The sequence below is a fragment of the Erwinia sp. E_sp_B01_1 genome (assembly GCF_036865545.1).
GTDB lineage: Bacteria > Pseudomonadota > Gammaproteobacteria > Enterobacterales > Enterobacteriaceae > Erwinia.
Window position 1 is genome coordinate 1,610,067 of the sequence record NZ_CP142208.1, and the last position, 23,493, is coordinate 1,633,559.

Here is a 23,493-nt window from a genome sequence, read left to right on the forward strand (position 1 = left end):
TAAGCAGAGAGCATAGACGAGGCTGGGGAAATTTGAGGGAGGGCGTTTGACACTCAGTGCTGCCAGCGCCTCTCCCTCAGCGAGATCAGGCAATCATAATATCGCTGGCAGGATAACAGCTACAGGCGAGAACGTAACCGGCTTGCTGCTCAGCTTCACTCAACGTCTGTTGGCTTTGCGTGGTGTAACGGCCACTGAGCACCTGGGTTTTACAACAGCCACACACGCCAGTACGGCATGCCGTCTCTATGGCAATCTGATTGTTTTCCATCGCTTCCAGTAACGTTTCTCCGTAACGGAATTCAGCCTCTCCGGGACTTTGTGCAGAACCAATTTTGAAGGTTTCAGCCTGCCCCTCAGGTCGCTGGCTGGCAACCGGGACAAAATTCTCCAGGAAGATTTTCTCAGCGCCGAGGTTTGCGGCATACCCTTTAACCTGATCCATATAGCCCTGAGGACCACAGATCATCACAGTGCGGTCGGCGATGTCCGGCACGCGCTGCTGCAAATACGCCTGCGTAATCCTGCCGTCCGGAAGTTCAGCAGAAGGCCTGTTCTCTTCAGTAATATGTAAGTCCAGCCAGGGTGTCATTGCTGCCAGCGCTTCAGCAAAAATAACCGCATCCCGGGAACGGACGCTGTAAAACAACTGCACGTTGCAGGTTGGCCGGTTCGCTTTCAGCCAGCGACACATCGACATCATGGGAGTGATCCCGCACCCGGCAGCCAGGAACAGGTAGCGTTCCGAAGGGTGACTTTCGCAGGTAAAGCTGCCCTGCGGATCGGAAAGCCACAGCGTGTCGCCGGGATGCACTGCCTGGGTCAGCCAGCTTGATCCGGTCCCCCCTCAATATGACGGACGGTCAGGGTAATAAACTCACTCTGACCCGGCGTGGAAGAGAGCGTGTAGGCGCGCAATTGCCCGCTGCTGCCAATCTTCACCAGGGCAAACTGGCCAGCCTGCCAGCGATAAAAATCGTGATTGATCAGCGAAATCGTCCAGGTATCTGCACTTTCCTGCTGAAGATGATGAACCTGCATGCGCCAGGGGCACAGAGAAGCTGTGGTCATGATGTCCTCCTTAATGAACCAGCATGGCATTGAGATCGTTTTCAACCGAGGTCACCGGCTGTAAACCGAACTCTTTTTGCAGGATGGCAAGCACGTTGTCGGAGAGAAAACCTGGCGCATCAGGGCCGGTGCGAATGTTTTTTACCCCCAGTGACAACAGCGTCAGCAGCACCACAATGGCTTTTTGCTCGAACCAGGAAAGAACCAGTGACAGCGGCAGGTCATTGACACCGCATCCCAGCTTTTCCGCCAGCCTGACGGCCAGCATGATGGCGGCATAGCTGTCGTTGCACTGCCCGACATCAAGCAGGCGTGGCAAACCTTCCAGCGAACCGAAATCGAGCTTGTTAAAGCGATATTTTCCGCAGGCAAGCGTCAGGATCAGGCAGTCATCGGGCACTGCAGTCGCCAGATCGGTGAAGTAACTGCGTTTATCTTTACTGCCGTCGCAGCCGCCAATCAGGAACACATGACGAAGTTTTTGCTGAGCAACCAGGTCAATGACTGTGTCAGCGGCATCCAGCAGCACCTGACGGCCAAAACCCACGGTAATTTCATGAGGGATCTCACTCCAGGGGAAGCCGTTCAGCTGATGAGCCTGCGCGATAAGCGCTGAAAAATCATCTTCCTCAAGATGATTTACGCCCGGCCAGCCCACAATGCTGCGCGTCCAGATTCGGTTTTGATACTCCCCTTTGTGAGGATCGATGATGCAGTTTGACGTCATCAGGATGGGCCCCGGAAAACGGGCAAACTCTTGCTGCTGGTTCTGCCACCCGCTGCCATAGTTGGCGACAAGATGAGGATGCTTTTTCAACTGCGGATAACCATGTGCAGGTAACATCTCACCGTGGGTATAGACATTGATGCCGGTTCCGGCGGTTTGCTCCAGCAACAGCTGTAAATCTTTCAGATCGTGGCCCGAAATCAGAATGGCTTTCCCGGCTACCGGCCGCGTATTAACGGAGACAGGCTGCGGATGCCCATACGCAGTGGTTTGCGCTTCATCAAGCTGGCCCATGATGGCAAAGTTCATTTTGCCAATGTTCATGGCTGTGGCCAGTAACAAATCTGCCTGCTCCGGCTGCGTTCCCAGCAAGGCCATAATTTCATGGTATTGCCGGTAAATTTCTTCATCGTATTTGCCGTGTACGTGAGCATGTTCCATATAGGCTGCCGCGCCCTTAAGGCCATACAGACACAGCAGTCGCAGGCCAAAAATATCCTCATGGACCTCATCGCGATTCAGTGCCCAGTCCGCAGCCTGCTGCTGAAGTAGTGCCAGATCGTCACTCGCCAGCGTTATGTCTGCCATCGGGTGATTCAGGGAAATCACGCAGGAAGGCAGCATCGCTCTTAACTTCTCACGATAGTAAATAGCCTCGCTGGCGTAGCCGACGATGCGGTGAGAATCAAAGTTGACGTTAGTTAAAGTGGCAAAGAAGGCTCGTGGAGCGAAACTGTCCACCTCATGCAGAATAATGCCGTGTTGCCGCGCCTCATGGGCCCATGCTGATAATCCCTGCAACACCGCAATCAGCAGATCCTGAAGATCGGACGTTTCCGCCGTTTTACCGCACATGCCTTGTGACCAGGCGCAGCCATTGCCTGCCGGAGTACGAATAGTTTGCTCACATTGTACGCAAAACATCAGGGTGATCCTTAAGTTGCATTTAAAATGCAACTTTAAACCCCAGACCCAGGCGGCGTCTCAGAAAACAGCAGCCGGATTGATCCGGCTCAATATTTGGGCGGGATCAGGAGGAGAATAGCGCAATAAGGATCGGAGCAAACAGGCTGAGAATAAATCCATGAACAATAGCGGCCGGAACAATCTCCGTGCCGCCGCTGCGCTGAAGAACGGGCAGGGTAAAATCCATGGAGGTCGCGCCGCATAAGCCAAGAGCGGTGGAACGATGGTGGCTGATTAACGCTGGAATCAACATAATCGCCAGCAGCTCACGCAACAGATCGTTGAAAAATGCCGCGCTGCCAATTACCGGTCCAAAGGATTCGGTCATCAGAATGCCTGAGAGCGAATACCAGCCGAAGCCGGACGCCATCGCCAGCCCGGTTTTTAACGGCAGGCCCAGCGCCAGGGCAGCAATCAGTCCCCCGACCAGCGCGCTCAGAAAGACTACGGTCGCCACCATCATTCCCCGGCGGTTCAGCAAAATCTGACGCAGGGTCATGCCACTGCCCCGCAACTGCAAACCCACCAGGAACAACAGAAACAGCAACGCGTACTCGCTGGCCTGAGTGGCAAATTGCAGTGGCCCCCAGTGGCTCAGACCGATCAAAAAGCCCGTCACCACCACGCCGCAAAGTTTCAATGACTCCAGCGCTATCTGAAGCCTGGAGGGCAGCGCTTCCTGACGATGGGAGTGCGCCCACGGGCGACGTGATTCAAGCAGGCGTAAAGCCAACAGATTGGCAATCAGGATACAGGCCGCGCTGACCAGAGAGTAATGGAAAATCGCCAGCAAATTGCGATTCAAATCCTCCAGGAAAGCCAGGCTGATGCCCATAAAAAACAGAATCACATAGACCATCCAGCTCAGAAATTTATTGACCAGTCGCTGCAATGAGAGGCTTTTAGCAGGCAAAAGATAACCGACAATGAGCGGCAGAAGAATGATCAGCAATCCTGAGTACATGGGGCAGGTCGTCCGTGGGAGCAGAAGAAGGGCGCCAAGCTAGCGAATATTCTTAATGCTGTAAAGGGATCTTAGCGGCTTCGGCTTGACCCCTGACGAGGCGGCGACCATTCTCACTAAAAACAAAGGGAAACGATCATGATTCTTGAACATGTCTCGGTAAGGGGATTTCGCGGAATTTCACATCTTTCGTTGCCTCTGGAGCAGGGAAACGTGCTGATCGGCGAAAATGCCTGGGGGAAATCGAGCCTGCTGGATGCCCTGACCCTGCTTCTGGCGCCTCAGGCTTTGCCGTATGACTTTTCCCTGCACGATTTCCACTCGCCTCATGGCAGTCAGCCTGCCCGGTTAACCCCGCTGTCGTTACAATTTACCTTTTGCGAAAGTGAGCCCGGTGAAGCCCATAATCCGCTGTGGTCGCCGTTTTTCTCCGCCTGGCAGCGAGGCCCGGATGGCAGGGCGCGCCTGCGGTTTCGCACCGAAGGCGAGGTGTTGCTGAGTCAGCAGGTGGCGACCAGAAGAGATTTTGTTACCGACGCGGGAAAAGTGATTGAGGGTGTGGACGCTGATGCGCTGCTCCGGCAACTTATCCGGCTGCATCCGGTTTTGCGGCTGAGGGATGCGCGTTTTACCCGGAGGCTGCGTCAGCCTGCGCATAATGGCGCTTCAGAAGAGTCTCTGACTGCGCTGGCAGGCCAGATAGATGCCCTGACTCGCGATCTGGTTTCACGTCCGCAAAGCCTGACTGATGAGGCTATCAGGCAAGGGGTGCAGACGCTGCAACAGCTGCTCGGGCACTACTTTGCGCTGCAACCCGGTGCTGATGCAGAGCCTCAGCAGCGAATGGCTCCCCAACAGCGTCATACCCCTCAGGGATGGCACGCGCTGGACAGCCTGAATCAGGTGGTGGCGGATGCTGATAACCGTAGCCGGCAGCTCATCCTGTTGCGGATGTTCTCGCTTCTGGCCCAGGCTAAAGGTATCGATCGGCTGGACCCTCATGCCCGTCCTCTGCTGTTGATTGAAGATCCCGAGACAAGGCTGCATCCGATTATGCTGGCCGTGGCGTGGGGATTACTCACGCTGCTGCCTTTGCAGAAAATCACCACCACGAACTCCGCAGAACTGCTTTCGCAGGTGCCGGTAGAAGAGGTTTGTCGCCTGGCGAGGGAGGATCGCCAGGTGGTTGCCTGGCGTTTGGGGCCTTCCGGGATGAACGCGGAAGAGAGCCGGCGCATCGCTTTTCATATCCGGTTTAACCGTCCCTCTGCATTTTTTGCCCGTTGCTGGCTGCTGGTGGAGGGCGAAACGGAAGTGTGGGTGATGAATGAACTGGCCCGTCAGTGTGGGGTTCACTTTGCGGCTGAAGGGATCAAAGTCATTGAATTTGCTCAATCGGGGCTGCGTCCCTTGCTGAAATTTGCGCAAAGGATGGGCATTGCCTGGCACGTATTGACCGATGGCGATCAGGCCGGGAAAAAGTATGCCGCCACGGCCAGAAGCCAGCTGCAAGAGCACCGGCAAACCGGGCATCGTCATCTGACGGAATTACCCGCACTGGATATGGAGCATTTCCTGTATAAGCAGGGATTTTCAGAGGTTTATCATCGAATGGCACGCTTGCCCATGAATGTGCCCATGAACCTGCGGCGGATTATCAGTAAAGCGATTCAGCGGTCGTCCAAGCCAGAACTGGCTATTGAAGTTGCTACCGAGGCGGCGGAACGGGGTGTGGAATCTGTGCCTCAGGTGCTGAGAGAAATGTTTACCACCGTGCAGCGGCTGGCAAGAGAACAGGGGGAATTCTGAATTCCCCCCTTGAAACAGGCGGCGGCAACCCAATCTTAAAGGTATTGCCGGGTTTGGCTCATAAAAATGCCAGCGTGCGTTGCTGGCATTTTACTGTAGGGTTGTTCAGAATGAGTAAAGGAAATGTCAGGCACTGATTGCCATTTCCGTTTCCACAGGGACGATGAGGCTGGCGTGATTGCCTTTCGGACCCTGATGCACATCAAACTGGACTTGTTGCCCGGCTTTCAGCGTTCTGTAGCCATCCATCTGGATGGTTGAGTAGTGCGCGAAGATATCCTCGCCGCCACTGACCGGACAGATAAAACCGAAGCCTTTGGCATTATTGAACCATTTAACAGTACCCGTCTCCATGCTTCTACATCCCTCGCAAGACATTCATTTGAGTGGGGTGACGAGGCGATAGCCTCAAAGCTGGTTAAAACGCATTCAGCTTATGCCTGTACTGTAAAGATTTGGTATAGAGCGTCAAGCAAATGGGACCGGGAAACGGAGATGAAATCGTCAAAATTTGAGGCAGTTAACGCTATTGCCAATTTTTGTGATGAAGGTCGCGTAGCAGCAGTTTGTTGCAAAAAATCACCCGCGCAGGCCAGCATTCTGGGCGTGTTAAACTTACCCTTAATAATGTTAGTCTGACGTAAGCAAGTAACGCTTTGAGACTGGGTACGTATGGGAAACACTAACGATTGGCTTAACTTTGAACACCTTGCAGATGACAAGCTCCGTGAAGGACTTAAGCCACCTTCGATGTATAAAGTTATTCTTAACAATGACGATTATACACCTATGGAATTTGTTATTGACGTACTGCAAAAGTTCTTTTCTTATGATGTTGAACGTGCAACGCAATTGATGCTTGCGGTCCATTACCAGGGAAAGGCGATCTGCGGTGTTTTTACTGCCGAAGTGGCAGAGACCAAAGTCGCACACATAAATAAGTACGCCAGGGAGAACGAGCATCCGTTGCTGTGTACGCTGGAAAAAGCCTGAATAAGGCGATCTATTGGGGGAGGTGCCAATGCTCAATCAAGAACTGGAACTCAGTTTAAATATGGCTTTCGCCAGAGCGCGCGAGCACCGTCACGAGTTTATGACCGTCGAGCATCTGTTACTGGCTCTGCTCAGTAACCCGTCGGCCAGAGAGGCTCTTGAAGCCTGTACGGTCGATATCGTGGCTTTACGACAGGAACTCGAGGCCTTCATCGAACAAACCACCCCGGTCTTGCCGGTCAGCGAAGAAGAGCGCGACACTCAGCCGACGCTCAGCTTCCAGCGCGTATTACAGCGCGCCGTTTTTCACGTGCAGTCTTCCGGACGCAGCGAAGTCGCCGGTGCGAACGTTCTGGTCGCTATTTTCAGCGAGCAGGAGTCGCAGGCCGCTTATCTGCTGCGCAAGCATGAAGTCAGCCGCCTTGATGTGGTTAACTTCATTTCCCACGGTACTCGTAAAGATGAACCAGGCCCCGCTTCTGGCGCGGAAAACCCGGTCAACGAAGAGCAGGCAGGCGGGGAGGATCGTATGGAAAACTTCACCACCAATCTTAATCAGCTTGCTCGTGTGGGGGGTATTGACCCGCTGATTGGGCGTGAGAAAGAACTGGAACGTACCGTTCAGGTACTTTGCCGCCGCCGTAAAAATAACCCGCTGCTGGTGGGTGAATCTGGCGTCGGTAAAACGGCCATTGCGGAAGGTCTGGCCTGGCGCATAGTGCAGGGCGACGTTCCGGAAGTGATGAAGGATGCCACGATCTATTCGCTGGATATCGGCTCATTGCTGGCGGGAACCAAATACCGTGGTGATTTTGAAAAACGCTTTAAAGCACTGTTGAAGCAGCTTGAGCAGGACAACAACAGCATTCTGTTTATCGATGAAATTCATACCATCATCGGTGCAGGCGCTGCTTCTGGTGGCCAGGTAGATGCCGCCAATCTGATCAAGCCTCTGCTCTCCAGCGGTAAAATCCGTGTGATGGGTTCCACAACCTATCAGGAGTTCAGCAACATCTTTGAAAAGGATCGGGCGCTGGCCCGCCGTTTCCAGAAGATCGATATCACTGAGCCTTCTGTTGATGAAACCGTACAGATTCTGAACGGGCTGAAGCCGAAATATGAAGCGCATCATGACGTACGCTACACCGCGAAAGCGGTACGGGCAGCGGTTGAGCTGGCGGTAAAATATATCAACGATCGTCATCTGCCCGACAAGGCCATTGACGTTATTGATGAAGCCGGGGCCCGTTCCCGTCTGATGCCGGTCAGCAAGCGTAAGAAAACCGTCAACGTGTCGGATATCGAATCTGTGGTTGCCCGCATCGCGCGCATTCCAGAGAAAAGTGTTTCGGCCACTGACCGGGATACGCTGAAAACGCTGAGCGATCGTCTGAAAATGCTGGTGTTCGGCCAGGATGATGCCATTGAAGCCCTGACCGAAGCGATCAAAATGAGCCGTGCAGGCCTGGGCCAGGATCGCAAACCTGTAGGTTCCTTCCTGTTTGCCGGCCCTACGGGCGTAGGTAAAACGGAAGTGACCGTTCAGCTGGCTAAAGCTTTGGGCATTGAGCTGCTGCGTTTCGATATGTCGGAATATATGGAGCGTCACACCGTCAGCCGTTTGATTGGTGCGCCTCCGGGCTATGTTGGCTTCGATCAGGGCGGGCTGCTGACTGATGCGGTGATTAAACATCCGCATGCGGTTGTGCTGCTTGATGAGATTGAGAAAGCTCACCCGGATGTCTTTAACCTCCTGCTGCAGGTGATGGATAACGGCATGCTGACCGATAATAACGGTCGTAAAGCTGATTTCCGTAATGTGGTAGTGGTGATGACCACCAACGCCGGCGTGCGTGAAACCGAGCGTAAATCCATCGGCCTGATCCAGCAGGACAACAGCACCGATGCAATGGAAGAGATCAAGAAGATCTTCACGCCAGAGTTCCGCAACCGTCTGGACAATATTATCTGGTTTAAACACCTTGATACTGAGGTCATTCACCAGGTAGTGGACAAGTTTATTGTCGAGTTGCAGGCGCAGTTGGATGCCAAAGGTGTGTCGCTTGAAGTCAGCGATGAGGCTCGCGAATGGCTGGCAGTGAAAGGATACGACAAGGCGATGGGCGCAAGGCCGATGGCGCGTACCGTTCAGGAAAGCCTGAAAAAACCGCTGGCGAACGAACTGTTGTTCGGCTCACTGGTGGATGGCGGTTCGGTCTCGGTTGCGCTGGACAAAGCAAACAACCAACTGACGTACGATTTCGTCAGCGCTGAGAAGCGTAAAACGGAAGGATCTGTGCACTAAACAGCGCATGGATTTGCAGGATGAAGAAAAGAAAAAGGCCGGAAATTCCGGCCTTTTTTTATGGGTGCTGCGGCAGAAAGCGGCAGCACGGCTGAATGCTAATTAGCGACTACGGAAGACAATGCGGCCTTTGCTCAGGTCGTACGGGGTCAGCTCTACAGTGACTTTGTCGCCCGTCAGGATGCGGATATAGTTTTTGCGCATTTTACCGGAGATGTGAGCGGTAACCACGTGTCCGTTTTCTAACTCAACGCGAAACATGGTGTTAGGTAACGTATCCAGTACGGTACCTTGCATTTCAATATTGTCTTCTTTGGCCATCGAATCCTCTAGGTGTTACAACCTTAGTTTTGAACCGGCAAGATAATGCCGAATTTCAAGTATTATGTAAAGAATGTTGGTGAATTCACCAGCATCAACCCCTCTGTAGCGCCGTCTGCGCAGAGGAATTGGAGATTAAAACTGAGTAGTGTATCGACGTCGGCGCGGGGGAATTGCGGGCTAAGAATGGGTCTCGCATTCGCTCCTGTGCGCAATGCAAACCAAAAGACAAGGTGCGTTAATATTCCCAGCCAGCCCGATCCCGGCTCGCCAGTGACAGGAGGCGAAGGGCGGACGACATACCAAACGCGCATATTATATCACTGTTATCTCATCTTGCGTGGAAAACATCGAATTATCGCATTAAAAAAGGGTCTGTGGCTGCCAGCAATGCGGGGAGAGCGGCTGATTTGCCAGCGAATTGACCTGCTGCAGGTAATCTGCCCTGGCAATTTCCTGCGCGCCCAGTGATGCGGTATGAGGATTAAGCACCTGACAATCGATCATCTTCCCTCCCTGCTGCTGAAAATAACGGCTGAATACCAGCAGTGCCGTTTTTGAAGCATTCTCTCTGCGGCTGAACATCGATTCACCGCAAAAAATGTGCCCCAGCGCCAGTCCGTACATTCCTCCGACCAACTCTTTGTCATGCCAGACCTCTATGGACTGAGCATGGCCCGCATCAAATAATTGCTCCCAGGCGCGCTGAACCTGATGAGTAATCCAGGTACCTTCATCACGATCGCTGGCGCAACCGGCAATGACATCATGAAAATTTTCATTGAGCGTCACGCGATAAGGCGAGTTCTTATGAAAACGCTTCATGCTGCGGCTGAGATGAAACCTGTCCGGGTAAAGCACAGCCCGCGGATCCGGCGACCACCACAGGATAGGATCTCCGGGAGAAAACCAGGGGAAAATGCCGCGATGATAAGCATTTAGCAGACGAGCAGGACTGAGATCGCCGCCCATGGCCAGCAGTCCGTTAGGTTCCCGCAACGCCATCTCTGGCGGTGGGAAATTCAGTGACTCTCGGGAGAGTTGGATCAGGCGCATAGTGACGGTCTCAGCGAAACGAGAGGGTAAGACTATAGCGCAAACCGCTGGTGAAAATACCAGTAACGCCCGCGTTTTGAGATTAATTCGGCATGATTGCCCGCTTCAAGAATTTTCCCGCTCTCCATAATGCAAATTTTATCAAAATGCTGAAGCCCCTGAAGACGGTGAGTGACCATAATCAGCGTTTTCTCTCTGGCAAGGTCCCGGAGCAGCGCCAGAATCTGTTGTTCAGTTTCTGCATCCAGTCCTTCGGTGGGTTCATCAAGCAGCAGCAAATCACCACCATGCAGCAATGCACGGGCCAGGCCTATTCTTCTTAATTCGCCACCCGAGAGCTGCCGGCCGCCTTCTCCGAGCCAGCCATTGAGTCCGGAATCGTTTTCCAGCAGCGTCGAAAGACCGACCAGATGTAAAACCCGGGTAAGGTGTTCATCGCTGCACGAAGGGGAGGCCAACAGCAGATTTTCCCGCAGCGTGTTGCTGAAAAGATGTACTCGCTGGGTAACCACGCTTGTGGTGGCACGCAACGCCGGTTCATTCCATGTTTTTAACGGCCGGCCATTGAGGATAATAGTGCCGCTATCCGGATCCCATGCGCGGGTCAGAAGCTGAAGCAGGGTAGATTTACCACAGCCTGTGCGGCCAAGCAGAGCGATGTGTTCTCCCTGCTTCACGTCCAGAGTAAAGTCTTTTAGCGCTGACTGACCAGAAGGGTAACTGAAGTGCAGGTTCTGCACGCTGAGCATCGTGCCTGAGGAGACGGGCGTAGCCTGATTTCCAAACTCCACACCAGGCTTTTGACTGATGACCTCGGTGACACGCTGTGCAGAGGCCATGACCTGGCCAAGATGCAGGAAAGCGGTTCCGACCGGTGCCAGTGCCTCAAAAGCGGCCAGTGCACAGAATACGAAGAGTGCAATCAGCGCGCCTGGTTCCGGATCGCTACCTGTGCCTCCGGCACTCAGCCAGAGGATGAACACTACGGTAAATCCGGTAATCACTGTCAGCATGGCCTGCGAAAGCCCCGCAAGGCTGGCCTGGCTTTTCTGCGCGGATAACCAGCGCTGTTCGGTTTGATCCAGCTCGCCCCGGAAAAGGGCGGCGGCGCCATATACAGTCAGCTCAGCCTGTCCCTGCAGCCACTCTGTTAACTGATTGCGATAATGGCCACGTAAGCGGGTCAGGGCAATGCCAGCAGAACGCCCGGCACGGTAGAAAAGCGGCGGTAACAACAGCAAAGTCAACAGCATCAGGCCGCCCAGCGTTAGCGCAAGCTGCCAGTCCAGCCAGCTCAATCCCACCGTTACGGTCAGGATCACCACCAGGGCTCCAGCCAGTGGAGAAACCACACGCAGGTAAAGATGATCGAGCGTGTCGACATCTGCCACCAGTCTGTTAAGCAGATCGCCTTTACGATAAGCCGTCAGTCCCGCAGGCGAGAGGGGTAGCAGTTTGCTGAAAGTGAAAACGCGCAGGTGCTGAAGCACCCTGAAAGTACCATCATGGCTGACCAGCCGCTCAAAATAGCGTGCGGCCGTGCGAATAATGGCTGCCCCCGGACTCCAGCAGCCGGAAGCATATAATTAAAGCTGTATAAGCCAGCCACCCCAGCGACTGAAGAGGCGGCAAGAAACCAGCCGGAAAGCGTTAGCAGGCCTGTGCTGGCCAGCAAAGTGACGACAGCCAGTACCACTCCCAGAGAGAGACGCCAGAAATGACGACGGTAGAGAGCTAAAAAAGGAAGCAAGATTTTCATTCCACGGTCTCCTTACGCTGCGCCACCAGCCCGGCATAGGCGCCCGGCGTTTTGAGCAGAAAGTCGGAACCGCCTTGCTGCACAATTTTTCCATTGCGCATCAGCCAGACTTCATCCCAGCGATCAAGCTCTTCAAGCTGGTGGGTGATCAGCAAAGTGGTCTGACTGAAAGAGGCTGACAACAATGCCCGGTTCACATGCTGTTCACTGTGGCTGTCAAGGCTGGCTGCGGGTTCATCAAGCAGCAGGAAATGCGAGGTTTTATACAGGGCCCTGGCAACCGCGATACGTTGTGCCTGGCCCACTGACAATGCTGAGGCCCGTTCACCAATCTGGCTCTCCAGACCCTCAGTAAGCCAGGGAAGAAATTCCGTGACGCCCGCAAGTTCACATACCTGGGCCAGCTTTTGCGGATCGGCGTGGCCATCCAGCGTAATATTGGCCCGTATTGTGGCAGCAGGCAGGTGAGGGTTCTGCCCCACCCAGGCCAGCTGCCGCTGCCAGAATTGAGGATTGATTGCCTTAAGTTCAACGCCATTCACCCGCAGCGACCCCTGATAAGGAAGAAAGCCAAGCATCGCATTGAGCAGGGACGTTTTACCGGCGCCGCTTTGCCCCACAATAGCAATACGCTGACCAGGCTTGATGGTGAACGTCAGGGGACCAGCCAGCACTTTGCCGTCAGGTGAGAGAATATTCAGATCTTCTGCCTGTACAGTAATGCCCCGTTGCGTATCAATCTCAAGATCACCCCTTGCGGATGCCAGGGTTTCGCTTTGGCTCAGGAAGCTTTCAAGCGAATCGGCCCCCCTACGGCCTGGGCTTTGGCATGATAAAAGGTCCCCAGATCGCGTAATGGCTGAAAGAATTCCGGGGCGAGGATCAGGGCCAGAAAGCCAGCAAACAGGGTTATGCCTGTTTCATAGTGACCAAAATTCAGCTCGCCAAGGTAAGAGAAACCAAAATAGACGGCAACAACAGCGATAGAGAGCGAAGCGAAAAACTCCAGCACGGCTGATGAGAGAAAGGCCAGCCGCAACACTTCCATTGTACGCTGGCGAAACGCTTCAGAAGCCTGACGAATGCTCTCTGTTTCTGCCTCAGCACGATGGAATAAACGCAGAGTATCCAGCCCGCTTAAACGATCGAGAAAATGACCACTGAGGCGGCTAAGCGCTTTGAAGTTACGGCGGTTAGCATCGGCAGCACCCATGCCGACAAGCGCCATGAATAAAGGGATTAGCGGGGCGGTACAGAGTAAAATCAGCGCGGCTACCCAGTTCACCGGGAATAAGGCGAGCAGAATAAAGCAGGGAATAAATACGGCCAGCAGCATCTGCGGCAGATAGCGGGAATAGTAATCCTGCATCTCCTCAATTTGCTCCAGCAGCAGAGTGGCCCAGCTTCCTGCCGGTTTGCCCTGAATCCAGGCAGGGCCCAGTTCGCTAAGCCGGTTCAGCACGGTGCGGCGTAGCGCGGTTCGAATAGCTTTCCCACACTCGAATCCCACTTTTTCACGCAGCCAGGCTAGCACACCGCGAAGTGCAAAACAGCCAAACAGCAAAGCGAACCGGAACAGCATTGATTCCCGGGGGAGATGCTCAACGATCAGCGCCTGGAGCAGGGAGGCCAGCAGCCAGGCCTGACAGACAATCAGTAAAGCGCTGAGCATGCCCAGAATCATTGAGAGCCGTAGCCAGCGCTTGCCGTGCCCGGTCTGGCTTTTCAGCCAGCGGAGTAACTGTTGCTGTCGAGTTTTGTTCATGCTTTTCCAGCTGAGCGTTGTTATGCGAAACAGGGAGAAAACAACCCTGCAATATACAGGGGCAATTGGTTTGCAATGTTACAACGCAGAAAGCAAAAAGGCGACCTGAGGAGGTCGCCTTTGGAAAGATTGATGCAGGGATTTAACAACTTACTGAGAGTTTTTAACTAATCCATCCAGATAGCGTTCTGCATCCAGCGCGGCCATACAACCCGTACCGGCTGAAGTAATAGCCTGGCGATAGATATGGTCCATCACATCACCAGCAGCAAAGACGCCCGGAATGCTGGTCTGCGTTGCATTCCCCTGAAGGCCGGACTGCACTTTGATGTAACCATTTTCCAGCTCCAGCTGATCTTTAAAGATGCCGGTGTTAGGGCTGTGGCCAATGGCGACAAACAGGCCGGCAACGGTCAACTCTTCGGTTTGTTGTTCATCCAGCGTGGAGCGCAGGCGCAGGCTGCTGACGCCCATCTGATCGCCCAACACTTCATCCAGCGTCTGATTGGTATGCAGCACGATGTTGCCGTTGCGCACTTTTTCCATCAGTCGGTCAATCAGGATTTTTTCAGCACGGAAGCTGTCACGACGGTGAATCAAATGAACTTCGGCCGCAATATTTGCCAGATAAAGCGCTTCTTCTACAGCAGTATTTCCGCCACCAATAACCGCGACTTTCTGGTTGCGGTAGAAGAAACCATCACAGGTAGCACAGGCGGAAACACCACGACCTTTGAAAGCCTCTTCAGAAGGCAGGCCGAGATAGCGGGCAGATGCGCCGGTAGCGATGATCAATGCATCCGCTGTGTATTCTTCACTGTCACCAGTAAGGCGGAATGGACGGGACTGCAAATCAACGGTATGGATGTGATCAAAAATAATCTCGGTGTTGAATTTCTCAGCGTGCTCCTGCATCCGTTCCATCAACAACGGCCCGGTCAGGTCATTGGGATCGCCCGGCCAGTTTTCCACTTCGGTGGTGGTGGTCAGCTGACCCCCTTTTTCCAGGCCGGTAATCAGAACCGGATTGAGGTTGGCTCGTGCTGCATAAACGGCGGCAGTGTAGCCTGCAGGACCGGAGCCAAGGATAAGTAATTTGCTGTGTCTTGCCGTGCTCATGAGACCCTCATTATTTGTCTGGCAAACATTTTTTCGATTGTAGGGAATTTAACGCGGTAACAAAAGCCTTCTGCGCTTTTGTTAACGATGGTTGTAAAAGGTTTGACCAATGAGTCAGTTGTTCCGGCAAGGTGAGAATGCGCTGTTTTGGGGCAGGGATTGCCTGATTAAGGTGCATCACTACGAAAAATATCCATTTAAAAACAGTCACGCAGCGATACTTCTGGCATGTTGTACTGATTTTGGTTGTTTTGCTTTGACAATCGGCTGCGCTTTTGCGAAAACAGTGTAGGAAGCAGAGGGTGTTCAGGCTGGCAAAACAGGCGTTCATACCGCGTTTTAGCTATCAGGCCGGATAAACTCAGTCTGTCATTGGTCATGACGCATGGGGTGGACAGACCACATGCGTCATACGGATGGGCGTTTTACTACTGGCGCAACAGGCTCCTGACTTCACTTAAAACAACCCTGCACAATGAACTCGTTCAGGGTATGGCAGGTAAAGGGAAGGCATTTAGAGAGACAATAAGAATGGTAGACAATAAAAAACGACCTGGTAAAGATCTCGACAGGATCGACCGCAACATCCTTAATGAACTGCAAAAGAACGGTCGAATTTCCAACGTCGATCTTTCCAAGAGTGTGGGATTATCTCCTACACCCTGCCTGGAACGCGTACGCCGCCTCGAACGTCAGGGATTCATCCTTGGCTATACCGCACAGCTGAATCCACACTATCTGGATGCATCGCTGCTGGTATTCGTTGAGATTACTCTGAATCGTGGTGCGCCAGACGTGTTTGAACAATTTAACGCCGCTGTGCAAAAACTTGAGGAAACTCAAGAGTGTCATCTTGTTTCAGGCGATTTCGACTATCTGCTGAAAACCCGCGTTCCGGATATGTCAGCCTATCGCAAATTGCTGGGTGAAACCCTGCTGCGTCTGCCGGGCGTTAACGATACGCGTACCTATGTCGTCATGGAAGAAGTGAAACAAAGTAACCGCTTAGTCATTAAAACGCGGTAACACAGGGCAGGTGCAAAACCTGATAGATTTCGGTACACTCCTGTGAATTCATACAGGTTCAGCGTCGGGCTCGCCCGGCGCTGTTGCCTCCATAGTTTACAGGCCCCTGGAGAGTACTCTTGAGCCAGGAATACACAGAAGATAAAGATGTATCCCTACAACCGCTGAGCAGTGGGCGTCGCCTGCTGGAAGCGTTGTTAATTATTGTCGCTCTTTTCGCCGTCTATCTGATGGTGGCATTGGTCAGCTTCAATCCTTCCGATCCCAGCTGGTCTCAGACCGCCTGGCACGAACCTATCCACAATATAGGCGGCGGCGTTGGCGCCTGGCTTGCGGATACCCTGTTTTTCATTTTTGGCGTTATGGCTTATGCCATTCCTCCGGTCATTTTAGGCCTCTGCTGGATCACTTTCCGTCAGCGACATTCCCAGGATTATATCGACTATTTTGCCGTGGCTTTACGGCTGATTGGCGTGCTGGCGCTGGTTGTTACTTCCTGCGGCCTTGCGGCGCTGAATGCTGATGATATCTGGTACTTCGCTTCAGGTGGCGTCATTGGCAGCCTGTTGAGTAACGCTATGGCACCCTGGTTCAGTGGCGCAGGCGGAACCTTAACGCTGTTATGCATCTGGGCGGCCGGGCTTACGCTGTATACTGGCTGGTCCTGGCTTACAATTGCCGAAAAGATCGGCGGTGCTGTGATGGGCGTACTGACGTTTGCCAGCAATCGCTCGCGCACTGATGAGCGCTGGCATGAAGAAGAGGACTATCATGATGAGGACGCTACAACAGCGCCAGTTCTGAAGCAATCCGCTGCGGGCGATCGGGATGATGTTCTGCTTTCTGCTCCGAAGAAAGTGACGTCAGAAGAAGAGGGTGATGAAGAGGACAACGATCCTCTGCTCAGCAAGCCTGCTGCTGCAATAGCTTCCGCAACGCCACTGGCTGCTGCATCCCAGTCTGCTGCCGTGCCGTCTGCGCCTGTATCACCAATGGCCGCATCTCAACCTGCTGCCGCGCCGTCTGCGCCTGTATCACCAGTAGCCGCGTCTCAACCTGCTGCCGCTCCGTCTCCAGTGGCCACCTCGCAGCCTGCTTCACTCGTTCCTCAGCCTGTTCAGTCAACTGCCAGCCCAGTTACGCCTGCGGTAGAAACGCCTGAGCTTTACCGCTTTGAAATGCCTGCTGAAGCAGAAACGCCTGCGCCATCGGTGCAGATCGAGCAGGAAGATGATGGCCCTCGAATGGGTAACTGGCGTGAAGCCTCAACGTCATCACCGTTTGACTTCTCGTCACCACAAACCTCGCAACCTGGCGATATTGTGGCGGGTGCACAGGGCCTGAGTGACGCGGCCAAAGTAGCTGCAGCTTCAGCGCCATTTATGCCGGGCTTTAGTGCAACAAGTGAGAATATCAATCCTCAGGTTAAACAGGGAATTGGCCCCACGCTGCCGCGCCCTAATCCGGTTAAGCTTCCTACCCGCCGTGAGCTGGCTTCCTATGGCATAAAACTTCCCTCCCAGCGTATGGCGGAAGAAAAAGCTAAAGAAGAACAGGATTTGCTTGAGCAGACGTCACCTGATTTGCCTTCCGGCAGTCAGGATGAAGAAACACTGGCAAGGGAAGAGGCGCAGTTGCGCGAAGCCTTTATGGCTCAGCAGCAGACGCGTTATGGTGAAGAGTTTGCGCAGGATGATGAAGAAGCGCAGCAACAAGCTGCACTGGCGCGTCAGTTTGCAGACCAGCAAAATCAGCGCTATGGCGAGGAACCGTCCCAGGAAAGCAGCCTGTCTCAGCATCTGAACACGGCCGGAGCATTTGATTTTTCTCCTGTGGATGATCTGGTCGATAATGGCCCAGGTGAGCCTTTGTTTACGCTTCCTGCTGAAGCTCCAGCCGAGCAGACTCAGTGGCAGCAACATAATCAGGCTCCTCAGCAGACGCCACCGGCTCAACAACCGCAGATGCCACCGGTTCAACAACCAGAAACGCCTGCATGGCAGACGCCTCCTGTTCAACAGGCACAGACGCCACCGGTTCAACAACCAGAAACGCCTGCATGGCAGACGCCTCCTGTTCAACAGCCACAGACGCCACCGGCTCAACAACCGGAAACGCCTGCATGGCAGACGCCTTCTGTTAAACAGCCACAGACGCCACCGGCTCAACAACCAGAAACGCCTGCATGGCAGACGCCACCTGTTCAACAGCCGCAGACGCCACCGGTTCAACAACCAGAAACGCCTGCATGGCAGACGCCACCTGTTCAACAGCCACAGACGCCAGCCTGGCAGACGCCTCCGGCTCAGCAACCAGCTGCCCCTGAACCTGTTGTGGCAGCTCCACAGCCTGAAGCGGCTAAACCAGCTCACGACAGCCTGTTCCATCCGTTCCTGGTTCGCCATGAACAGCCGCTGGAAAGGCCTACCACGCCATTACCTTCGCTGGATCTGCTGACGTCACCGCCTGTGGAAGCCGAACCTGTTGATATGTTCGCGCTGGAACAAACGGCGCGTCTGGTGGAAGCCCGCCTCAATGATTATCGTGTTAAAGCCGAAGTTGTCGGGATCTCTCCAGGCCCGGTGATTACCCGCTTTGAGCTGGATCTGGCTCCCGGTGTTAAAGCCGCGCGAATCTCTAACCTGTCTCGTGACCTGGCGCGCTCGCTGTCCGCTGTTGCGGTGCGAGTGGTGGAAGTTATCCCTGGCAAACCTTATGTTGGCCTGGAATTACCGAACAAGCATCGCCAGACTGTTTACATGCGTGAAGTGCTGGAAAGCGCCAGGTTCCGTGACAATCCTTCACCACTGACCGTGGTGTTGGGTAAAGATATTGCCGGCCAACCGGTGATTGCGGATCTGGCAAAAATGCCTCACCTGCTGGTTGCAGGTACCACTGGCTCCGGTAAATCAGTCGGCGTCAATGCGATGATCATCAGCATGCTCTATAAAGCCACGCCGGAAGAAGTGCGCTTTATTATGATCGACCCAAAAATGCTTGAGCTTTCAGTGTATGAAGGTATTCCACACCTGTTAACGGAAGTGGTTACCGACATGAAGGATGCAGCCAATGCGCTGCGCTGGAGCGTGGGCGAAATGGAACGTCGTTATAAATTGATGTCGGCGTTAGGCGTAAGGAATCTGGCTGGTTACAACGAAAAAGTTGAACAGGCAGAAGCGATGGGACGACCTATTCCGGATCCGTTCTGGAAGCCGGGTGACAGCATGGATACCACGCCGCCGGTGCTGGAAAAACTGCCTTATATCGTGGTGTTGGTGGATGAGTTTGCCGACCTGATGATGGCGGTGGGTAAAAAAGTGGAAGAACTGATTGCTCGTCTCGCACAGAAAGCTCGTGCGGCTGGTATTCACCTTGTACTGGCTACGCAGCGTCCGTCGGTGGATGTGATTACAGGCCTGATAAAGGCCAATATCCCAACCCGAATCGCCTTTACCGTGTCGAGTAAAATTGACTCACGCACTATCCTCGATCAGGCGGGAGCCGAGTCCTTGCTGGGGATGGGTGACATGCTGTACATGCCACCTAACTCTTCAATGCCGGTACGTGTGCACGGAGCCTTTGTGCGCGATCAGGAAGTCCATGCCGTCGTTCAGGACTGGAAAGCTCGCGGTCGTCCTCAGTACATTGAGAGCATCACAGCGGGTGAAGAGAGCGAAGGCGGTCTGGGGCTTGATGGCGATGAAGAGCTGGATCCCCTGTTCGATCAGGCCGTTGGCTTTGTGGTGGAAAAACGTCGTGCGTCTATTTCAGGCGTCCAGCGTCAGTTCCGCATCGGCTATAACCGTGCGGCGCGTATCATTGAACAAATGGAAGCGCAGGGAATTGTTTCCTCACCTGGCCATAACGGCAACCGTGAGGTGCTTTCACCCCCGCCGCATGAGATGTAAAGCCAGTTGATTTCAGTTGTAGCCTGAAACACGGGCCAGGGCGACCTGGCCCGTTGAGTTATTGGGTATTGCCCCCATATCAGACACTATTGCCGGTCTCATTCAGGATAATCTCCTGTTGATTTCGCTACTGCCTGGCTACAGTTATCCTCGCAGGCTTCCCCGCTTACCGGGATTAAAAGTTTTAATAAGGATGCCGTAATGAAAAAGTTAATGATTTCCTGCTGTCTGATTACTGCCTTTGCTTCTGCCAGCGTTCTGGCTGATGCCTCATCAGATCTGCAAAAGCGTCTGGGTAAAGTGACCAGCTTCCACGCCAGCTTCACGCAAAAAGTCACCGATGGCAGTGGCCAGTCTGTTCAGGATGGGGAAGGTGAGTTGTGGGTGAAGCGCCCGGACTTATTTAACTGGCATATGACGGCACCCGATGAAAGCGTGCTGATTTCCGATGGCAAAACGCTCTGGTTCTACAATCCTTTTGTTGAGCAGGTAAGTGCGACCTGGGTGAAAGATGCCACCAGCAATACCCCGTTTATGCTGATTGCGCGTAATCAGGGAAGCGACTGGAAGCAGTACAACATCAAACAGCAGGGAGACAGTTTTGAACTGACTCCTAAATCAACCGATGGCAACCTGAAGCAGTTCACCATCAACGTCTCTTCCAATGGCACTATCAATCAGTTCAGCGCCGTGGAGCAGGATGGTCAGCGCAGCAGCTATGCGTTGAAGAGCCAGCAGAACGGGGCTGTCGAAGCCAGTAAATTCCAGTTTACGCCGCCAAAAGGCGTGACGCTGGACGATCAGCGTCAGTGAGGTCCGCTTGAGTAATCTGCCCCTGGATTTCTCCCACAACGAATTTCAGCCTCTGGCCGCGCGTATGCGGCCAGGAACGCTGGCGGAATATATCGGGCAGCAGCATCTGCTGGCCGCGGGTAAACCGCTACCGCGGGCGATTGAGGCTGGGCATCTGCACTCGATGATCCTGTGGGGGCCGCCAGGGACAGGGAAAACAACCCTGGCCGAGATTATTGGCCGCTATGGTCAGGCTGACGTTGAGCGTATTTCAGCAGTGACCTCCGGAGTGAAAGAGATCCGTGAGGCCATTGAACGTGCCCGACAGAATCGTAATGCCGGCCGCCGCACTATTCTGTTTGTGGATGAGGTACACCGTTTCAATAAAAGCCAGCAGGACGCGTTTCTGCCGCATATTGAAGATGGCACCATCACCTTTATCGGTGCCACTACGGAAAATCCTTCGTTCGAACTTAATTCGGCTCTGCTCTCACGAGCTCGTGTCTATCTGTTGAAATCGCTGACCAGCGAAGATATTGAAACTGTTCTCGATCAGGCAATGAAAGATAAAGAACGGGGATATGGCGCTGAGAATATCATTCTGCCTGCAAACACCCGCCGGATGGTGGCGGAGCTGGTAAATGGCGATGCCCGCCGTGCTCTTAACACGCTGGAGATGATGGCCGATATGGCCGAGGTCAACAGCAAAGGCAAACGGGAACTCACTGCCAAACTGTTGAATGAAGTCTCCGGTGAACGCAGCGCCAGGTTTGATAATAAAGGGGATCGTTATTACGATCTTATCTCTGCTCTGCATAAGTCGGTTCGGGGCTCAGCGCCGGATGCTGCGCTTTACTGGTATGCACGCATTATTACCGCAGGAGGCGATCCCCTCTATGTGGCGCGACGTTTACTGGCCATAGCCTCTGAAGATGTTGGCAATGCCGATCCCCGTGCTATGCAGGTTGCCATTGCGGCCTGGGACTGTTTCACTCGCGTGGGCCCGGCTGAAGGTGAGCGGGCTATCGCTCAGGCGATTGTTTACCTTGCCTGTGCGCCGAAAAGTAATGCCGTCTATACCGCCTTTAAAGCCGCGATGCGTGATGCGCGTGAAAATCCCGATTATGATGTCCCGGAACATCTGCGTAATGCCCCAACAAAACTGATGAAAGAGATGGGGCTTGGCGCGGAATATCGCTATGCACACGACGAGCCCAATGCCTATGCCGCTGGTGAGAATTATTTCCCATCAGAAATGGCACAAACACGCTACTACCAGCCAGCTTCCCGCGGACTTGAGGGTAAGATTGGTGAAAAGCTAGCCTGGCTTGCTGAGCAGGATCAAAATAGCCCGACAAAACGCTACCGTTGACAGTGTCGTTACGGTAAGGTTATCAGGCAATTCAATGCATTCGCACAGCGGATGCGCCCCTCTTTCACGCAATCAAACTATTCACAGGACAAGCATGCTCGATCCCAATCTGCTGCGTAACGAGCCAGACGCAGTCGCTGAAAAACTGGCACGCCGGGGCTTTAAGCTTGACGTTGATACGCTGCGTTCGCAGGAAGAACGCCGCAAAGTTCTGCAGGTAGAAACAGAAACCCTGCAGGCAGAACGCAACTCCCGATCGAAAAGTATCGGCCAGGCCAAGGCGCGTGGGGAAGATATCGAGCCATTACGTCAGGAAGTGAACGCGCTGGGCGAGCGTCTGGATGCGGCCAAAGCGGAACTGGACGAGTTACAGAACGCCATTCGTGATATGGCTTCCGCTATTCCTAATATCCCGGTAGACGAAGTGCCACTGGGTAAAGATGACAGCGAAAATCTGGAAGTCAGCCGCTGGGGCACCCCGCGCAAATTCGAATTCGCCGTACGCGATCATGTAGAACTGGGTGAAAAAGCGTCCGGGCTGGATTTTGCCATGGGCGCCAAACTGACCGGTTCACGATTCGTGGTGATGCAGGGCCAGATCGCACTGATGCACCGCGCACTTTCCCAGTTCATGCTGGATCTGCACACTGAACAGCATGGCTACCTTGAAACCTACGTGCCTTACCTGGTCAACCATGCTTCTTTGTATGGCACAGGTCAGTTACCGAAATTTGGTGAAGATCTGTTCCACACTCGCCCTCTGGAAGAAGAAGCTTCCAGCAGCGATTATGCGCTGATCCCCACTTCGGAAGTGCCGCTGACCAATATGGTCCGTGATGAGATTCTGGAAGAAGAGTCTCTGCCGCTGAAGTTCACCGCTCATACTCCTTGCTTCCGTTCTGAAGCGGGTGCTTATGGCCGTGATACCCGTGGGCTGATCCGTATGCACCAGTTCGACAAGGTGGAGATGGTGCAAATCACCCGCCCTGAAGATTCCATGACGGCACTGGAAGAGCTGGTGGGGCATGCTGAGAAGGTGCTGCAGTTACTGGATCTGCCTTACCGTAAAGTGCTGCTGTGCACTGGCGATATGGGCTTCGGCTCCTGCAAAACCTACGACCTCGAAGTATGGCTGCCTGCGCAGGATACTTACCGTGAAATCTCTTCCTGCTCTAACATGGGTGATTTCCAGGCGCGTCGTATGCAGGCCCGCTGCCGTACCAAAACCGAGAAAAAACCTCGTCTGGTTCACACGCTGAACGGCTCCGGACTGGCTGTAGGTCGTGCTCTGGTTGCCGTGCTGGAAAATTATCAGCAGGCTGATGGTCGTATCGCAGTTCCTGAAGCACTGAAACCTTATATGAAAGGACTGGAATTCATCGGCTAATGCCTTTGAATTACGTCAGCTAACAGAAAGCGCCTCCGGGCGCTTTTTTTGTCAGCAATTTCCCCGCGACTTTCTCGTCAAATCCTTAGCTGGCCGGGAATAATGAAAGCCGCTGACGGATCTTCAGTCAAACGCACGATTCTGAAAGTGCTG

Annotated in this window: 14 protein-coding genes and 3 pseudogenes; 8 read left to right on the forward strand and 9 right to left on the reverse strand. The window is 53.7% G+C overall.

Features of this window, described 5'->3' with window-relative positions:
- Positions 1–85: 85 nt before the first annotated feature.
- From hcr to VRC33_RS07855, 3 genes and pseudogenes are all read right to left on the reverse strand, one after another.
- Positions 86–1,071 (reverse strand): annotated as a pseudogene (gene hcr, locus VRC33_RS07845) (NADH oxidoreductase).
- 10 nt (positions 1,072–1,081) lie between these two features.
- A complete protein-coding gene (hcp, locus tag VRC33_RS07850; protein ID WP_338562547.1) occupies positions 1,082–2,722 on the reverse strand; it encodes a hydroxylamine reductase in 1,641 nt (546 codons plus the stop codon).
- A gap of 106 nt (positions 2,723–2,828) precedes the next feature.
- Complete coding sequence (locus tag VRC33_RS07855; RefSeq protein ID WP_338562549.1) at positions 2,829–3,728, reverse strand: lysine exporter LysO family protein; 900 nt, start codon at positions 3,726–3,728, stop codon at positions 2,829–2,831.
- Between the two features lie 138 nt (positions 3,729–3,866).
- On the opposite strand from VRC33_RS07855, the gene VRC33_RS07860 reads away from it, so the two are divergent.
- Positions 3,867–5,537 carry an ATP-dependent endonuclease gene (locus VRC33_RS07860; RefSeq protein WP_338562551.1) on the forward strand — a complete coding sequence of 557 codons (1,671 nt, stop codon included), beginning with the start codon at positions 3,867–3,869 and terminating at the stop codon, positions 5,535–5,537.
- Positions 5,538–5,663: 126 nt separating this feature from the next.
- Here VRC33_RS07860 and cspD read toward each other — a convergent pair whose 3' ends face one another.
- Positions 5,664–5,891, reverse strand: a complete 228-nt coding sequence (gene cspD, locus VRC33_RS07865; RefSeq protein ID WP_338562554.1) for a cold shock-like protein CspD — start codon at positions 5,889–5,891, stop codon at positions 5,664–5,666.
- A gap of 318 nt (positions 5,892–6,209) precedes the next feature.
- Between cspD and clpS the strand changes: the two genes are divergently transcribed.
- Both clpS and clpA read left to right on the forward strand, forming a co-directional pair.
- On the forward strand, positions 6,210–6,530 hold the full coding sequence (gene clpS / locus VRC33_RS07870; protein ID WP_338562556.1) for an ATP-dependent Clp protease adapter ClpS: 321 nt from the start codon (positions 6,210–6,212) through the stop codon (positions 6,528–6,530).
- Between the two features lie 28 nt (positions 6,531–6,558).
- A complete protein-coding gene (gene clpA / locus VRC33_RS07875) occupies positions 6,559–8,835 on the forward strand; it encodes an ATP-dependent Clp protease ATP-binding subunit ClpA (RefSeq protein ID WP_338562558.1) in 2,277 nt (758 codons plus the stop codon).
- A gap of 102 nt (positions 8,836–8,937) precedes the next feature.
- On the opposite strand, the gene infA is transcribed toward clpA, so the two are convergent.
- The 5 genes and pseudogenes from infA to trxB form a co-directional block, all read right to left on the reverse strand.
- The gene (gene infA / locus VRC33_RS07880) at positions 8,938–9,156 is read right to left on the reverse strand and encodes a translation initiation factor IF-1 (RefSeq protein ID WP_002211347.1); all 219 of its coding nucleotides are present in this window, start codon (positions 9,154–9,156) and stop codon (positions 8,938–8,940) included.
- A 363-nt stretch (positions 9,157–9,519) separates the two neighbouring features.
- Positions 9,520–10,212 (reverse strand): leucyl/phenylalanyl-tRNA--protein transferase, encoded by a 693-nt coding sequence (aat, locus tag VRC33_RS07885; RefSeq protein WP_338562560.1) that lies wholly within the window; start codon positions 10,210–10,212, stop codon positions 9,520–9,522.
- A gap of 32 nt (positions 10,213–10,244) precedes the next feature.
- A pseudogene (gene cydC, locus VRC33_RS07890) lies at positions 10,245–11,971 on the reverse strand (cysteine/glutathione ABC transporter ATP-binding protein/permease CydC).
- Positions 11,968–13,736, reverse strand: a pseudogene (gene cydD / locus VRC33_RS07895) (cysteine/glutathione ABC transporter permease/ATP-binding protein CydD). The pseudogenes cydC and cydD overlap by 4 nt, the downstream one beginning before the upstream one ends.
- Before the next feature lie 150 nt (positions 13,737–13,886).
- On the reverse strand, positions 13,887–14,855 hold the full coding sequence (gene trxB / locus VRC33_RS07900) for a thioredoxin-disulfide reductase (protein ID WP_338562562.1): 969 nt from the start codon (positions 14,853–14,855) through the stop codon (positions 13,887–13,889).
- Positions 14,856–15,386: 531 nt separating this feature from the next.
- On the opposite strand from trxB, the gene lrp reads away from it, so the two are divergent.
- From lrp to serS, 5 genes are all read left to right on the forward strand, one after another.
- On the forward strand, positions 15,387–15,881 hold the full coding sequence (gene lrp, locus VRC33_RS07905) for a leucine-responsive transcriptional regulator Lrp (RefSeq protein ID WP_013201514.1): 495 nt from the start codon (positions 15,387–15,389) through the stop codon (positions 15,879–15,881).
- Positions 15,882–16,000: 119 nt separating this feature from the next.
- Complete coding sequence (locus VRC33_RS07910; protein WP_338562567.1) at positions 16,001–19,789, forward strand: DNA translocase FtsK 4TM domain-containing protein; 3,789 nt, start codon at positions 16,001–16,003, stop codon at positions 19,787–19,789.
- Positions 19,790–19,990: 201 nt separating this feature from the next.
- Positions 19,991–20,602 (forward strand): outer membrane lipoprotein chaperone LolA, encoded by a 612-nt coding sequence (gene lolA / locus VRC33_RS07915; protein ID WP_338562569.1) that lies wholly within the window; start codon positions 19,991–19,993, stop codon positions 20,600–20,602.
- 7 nt (positions 20,603–20,609) lie between these two features.
- On the forward strand, positions 20,610–21,953 hold the full coding sequence (locus tag VRC33_RS07920) for a replication-associated recombination protein A (RefSeq protein ID WP_338562572.1): 1,344 nt from the start codon (positions 20,610–20,612) through the stop codon (positions 21,951–21,953).
- 94 nt (positions 21,954–22,047) lie between these two features.
- Positions 22,048–23,340, forward strand: coding sequence for a serine--tRNA ligase (gene serS, locus VRC33_RS07925; protein ID WP_338562575.1), 1,293 nt, complete (start codon positions 22,048–22,050; stop codon positions 23,338–23,340).
- Positions 23,341–23,493: the final 153 nt, after the last annotated feature.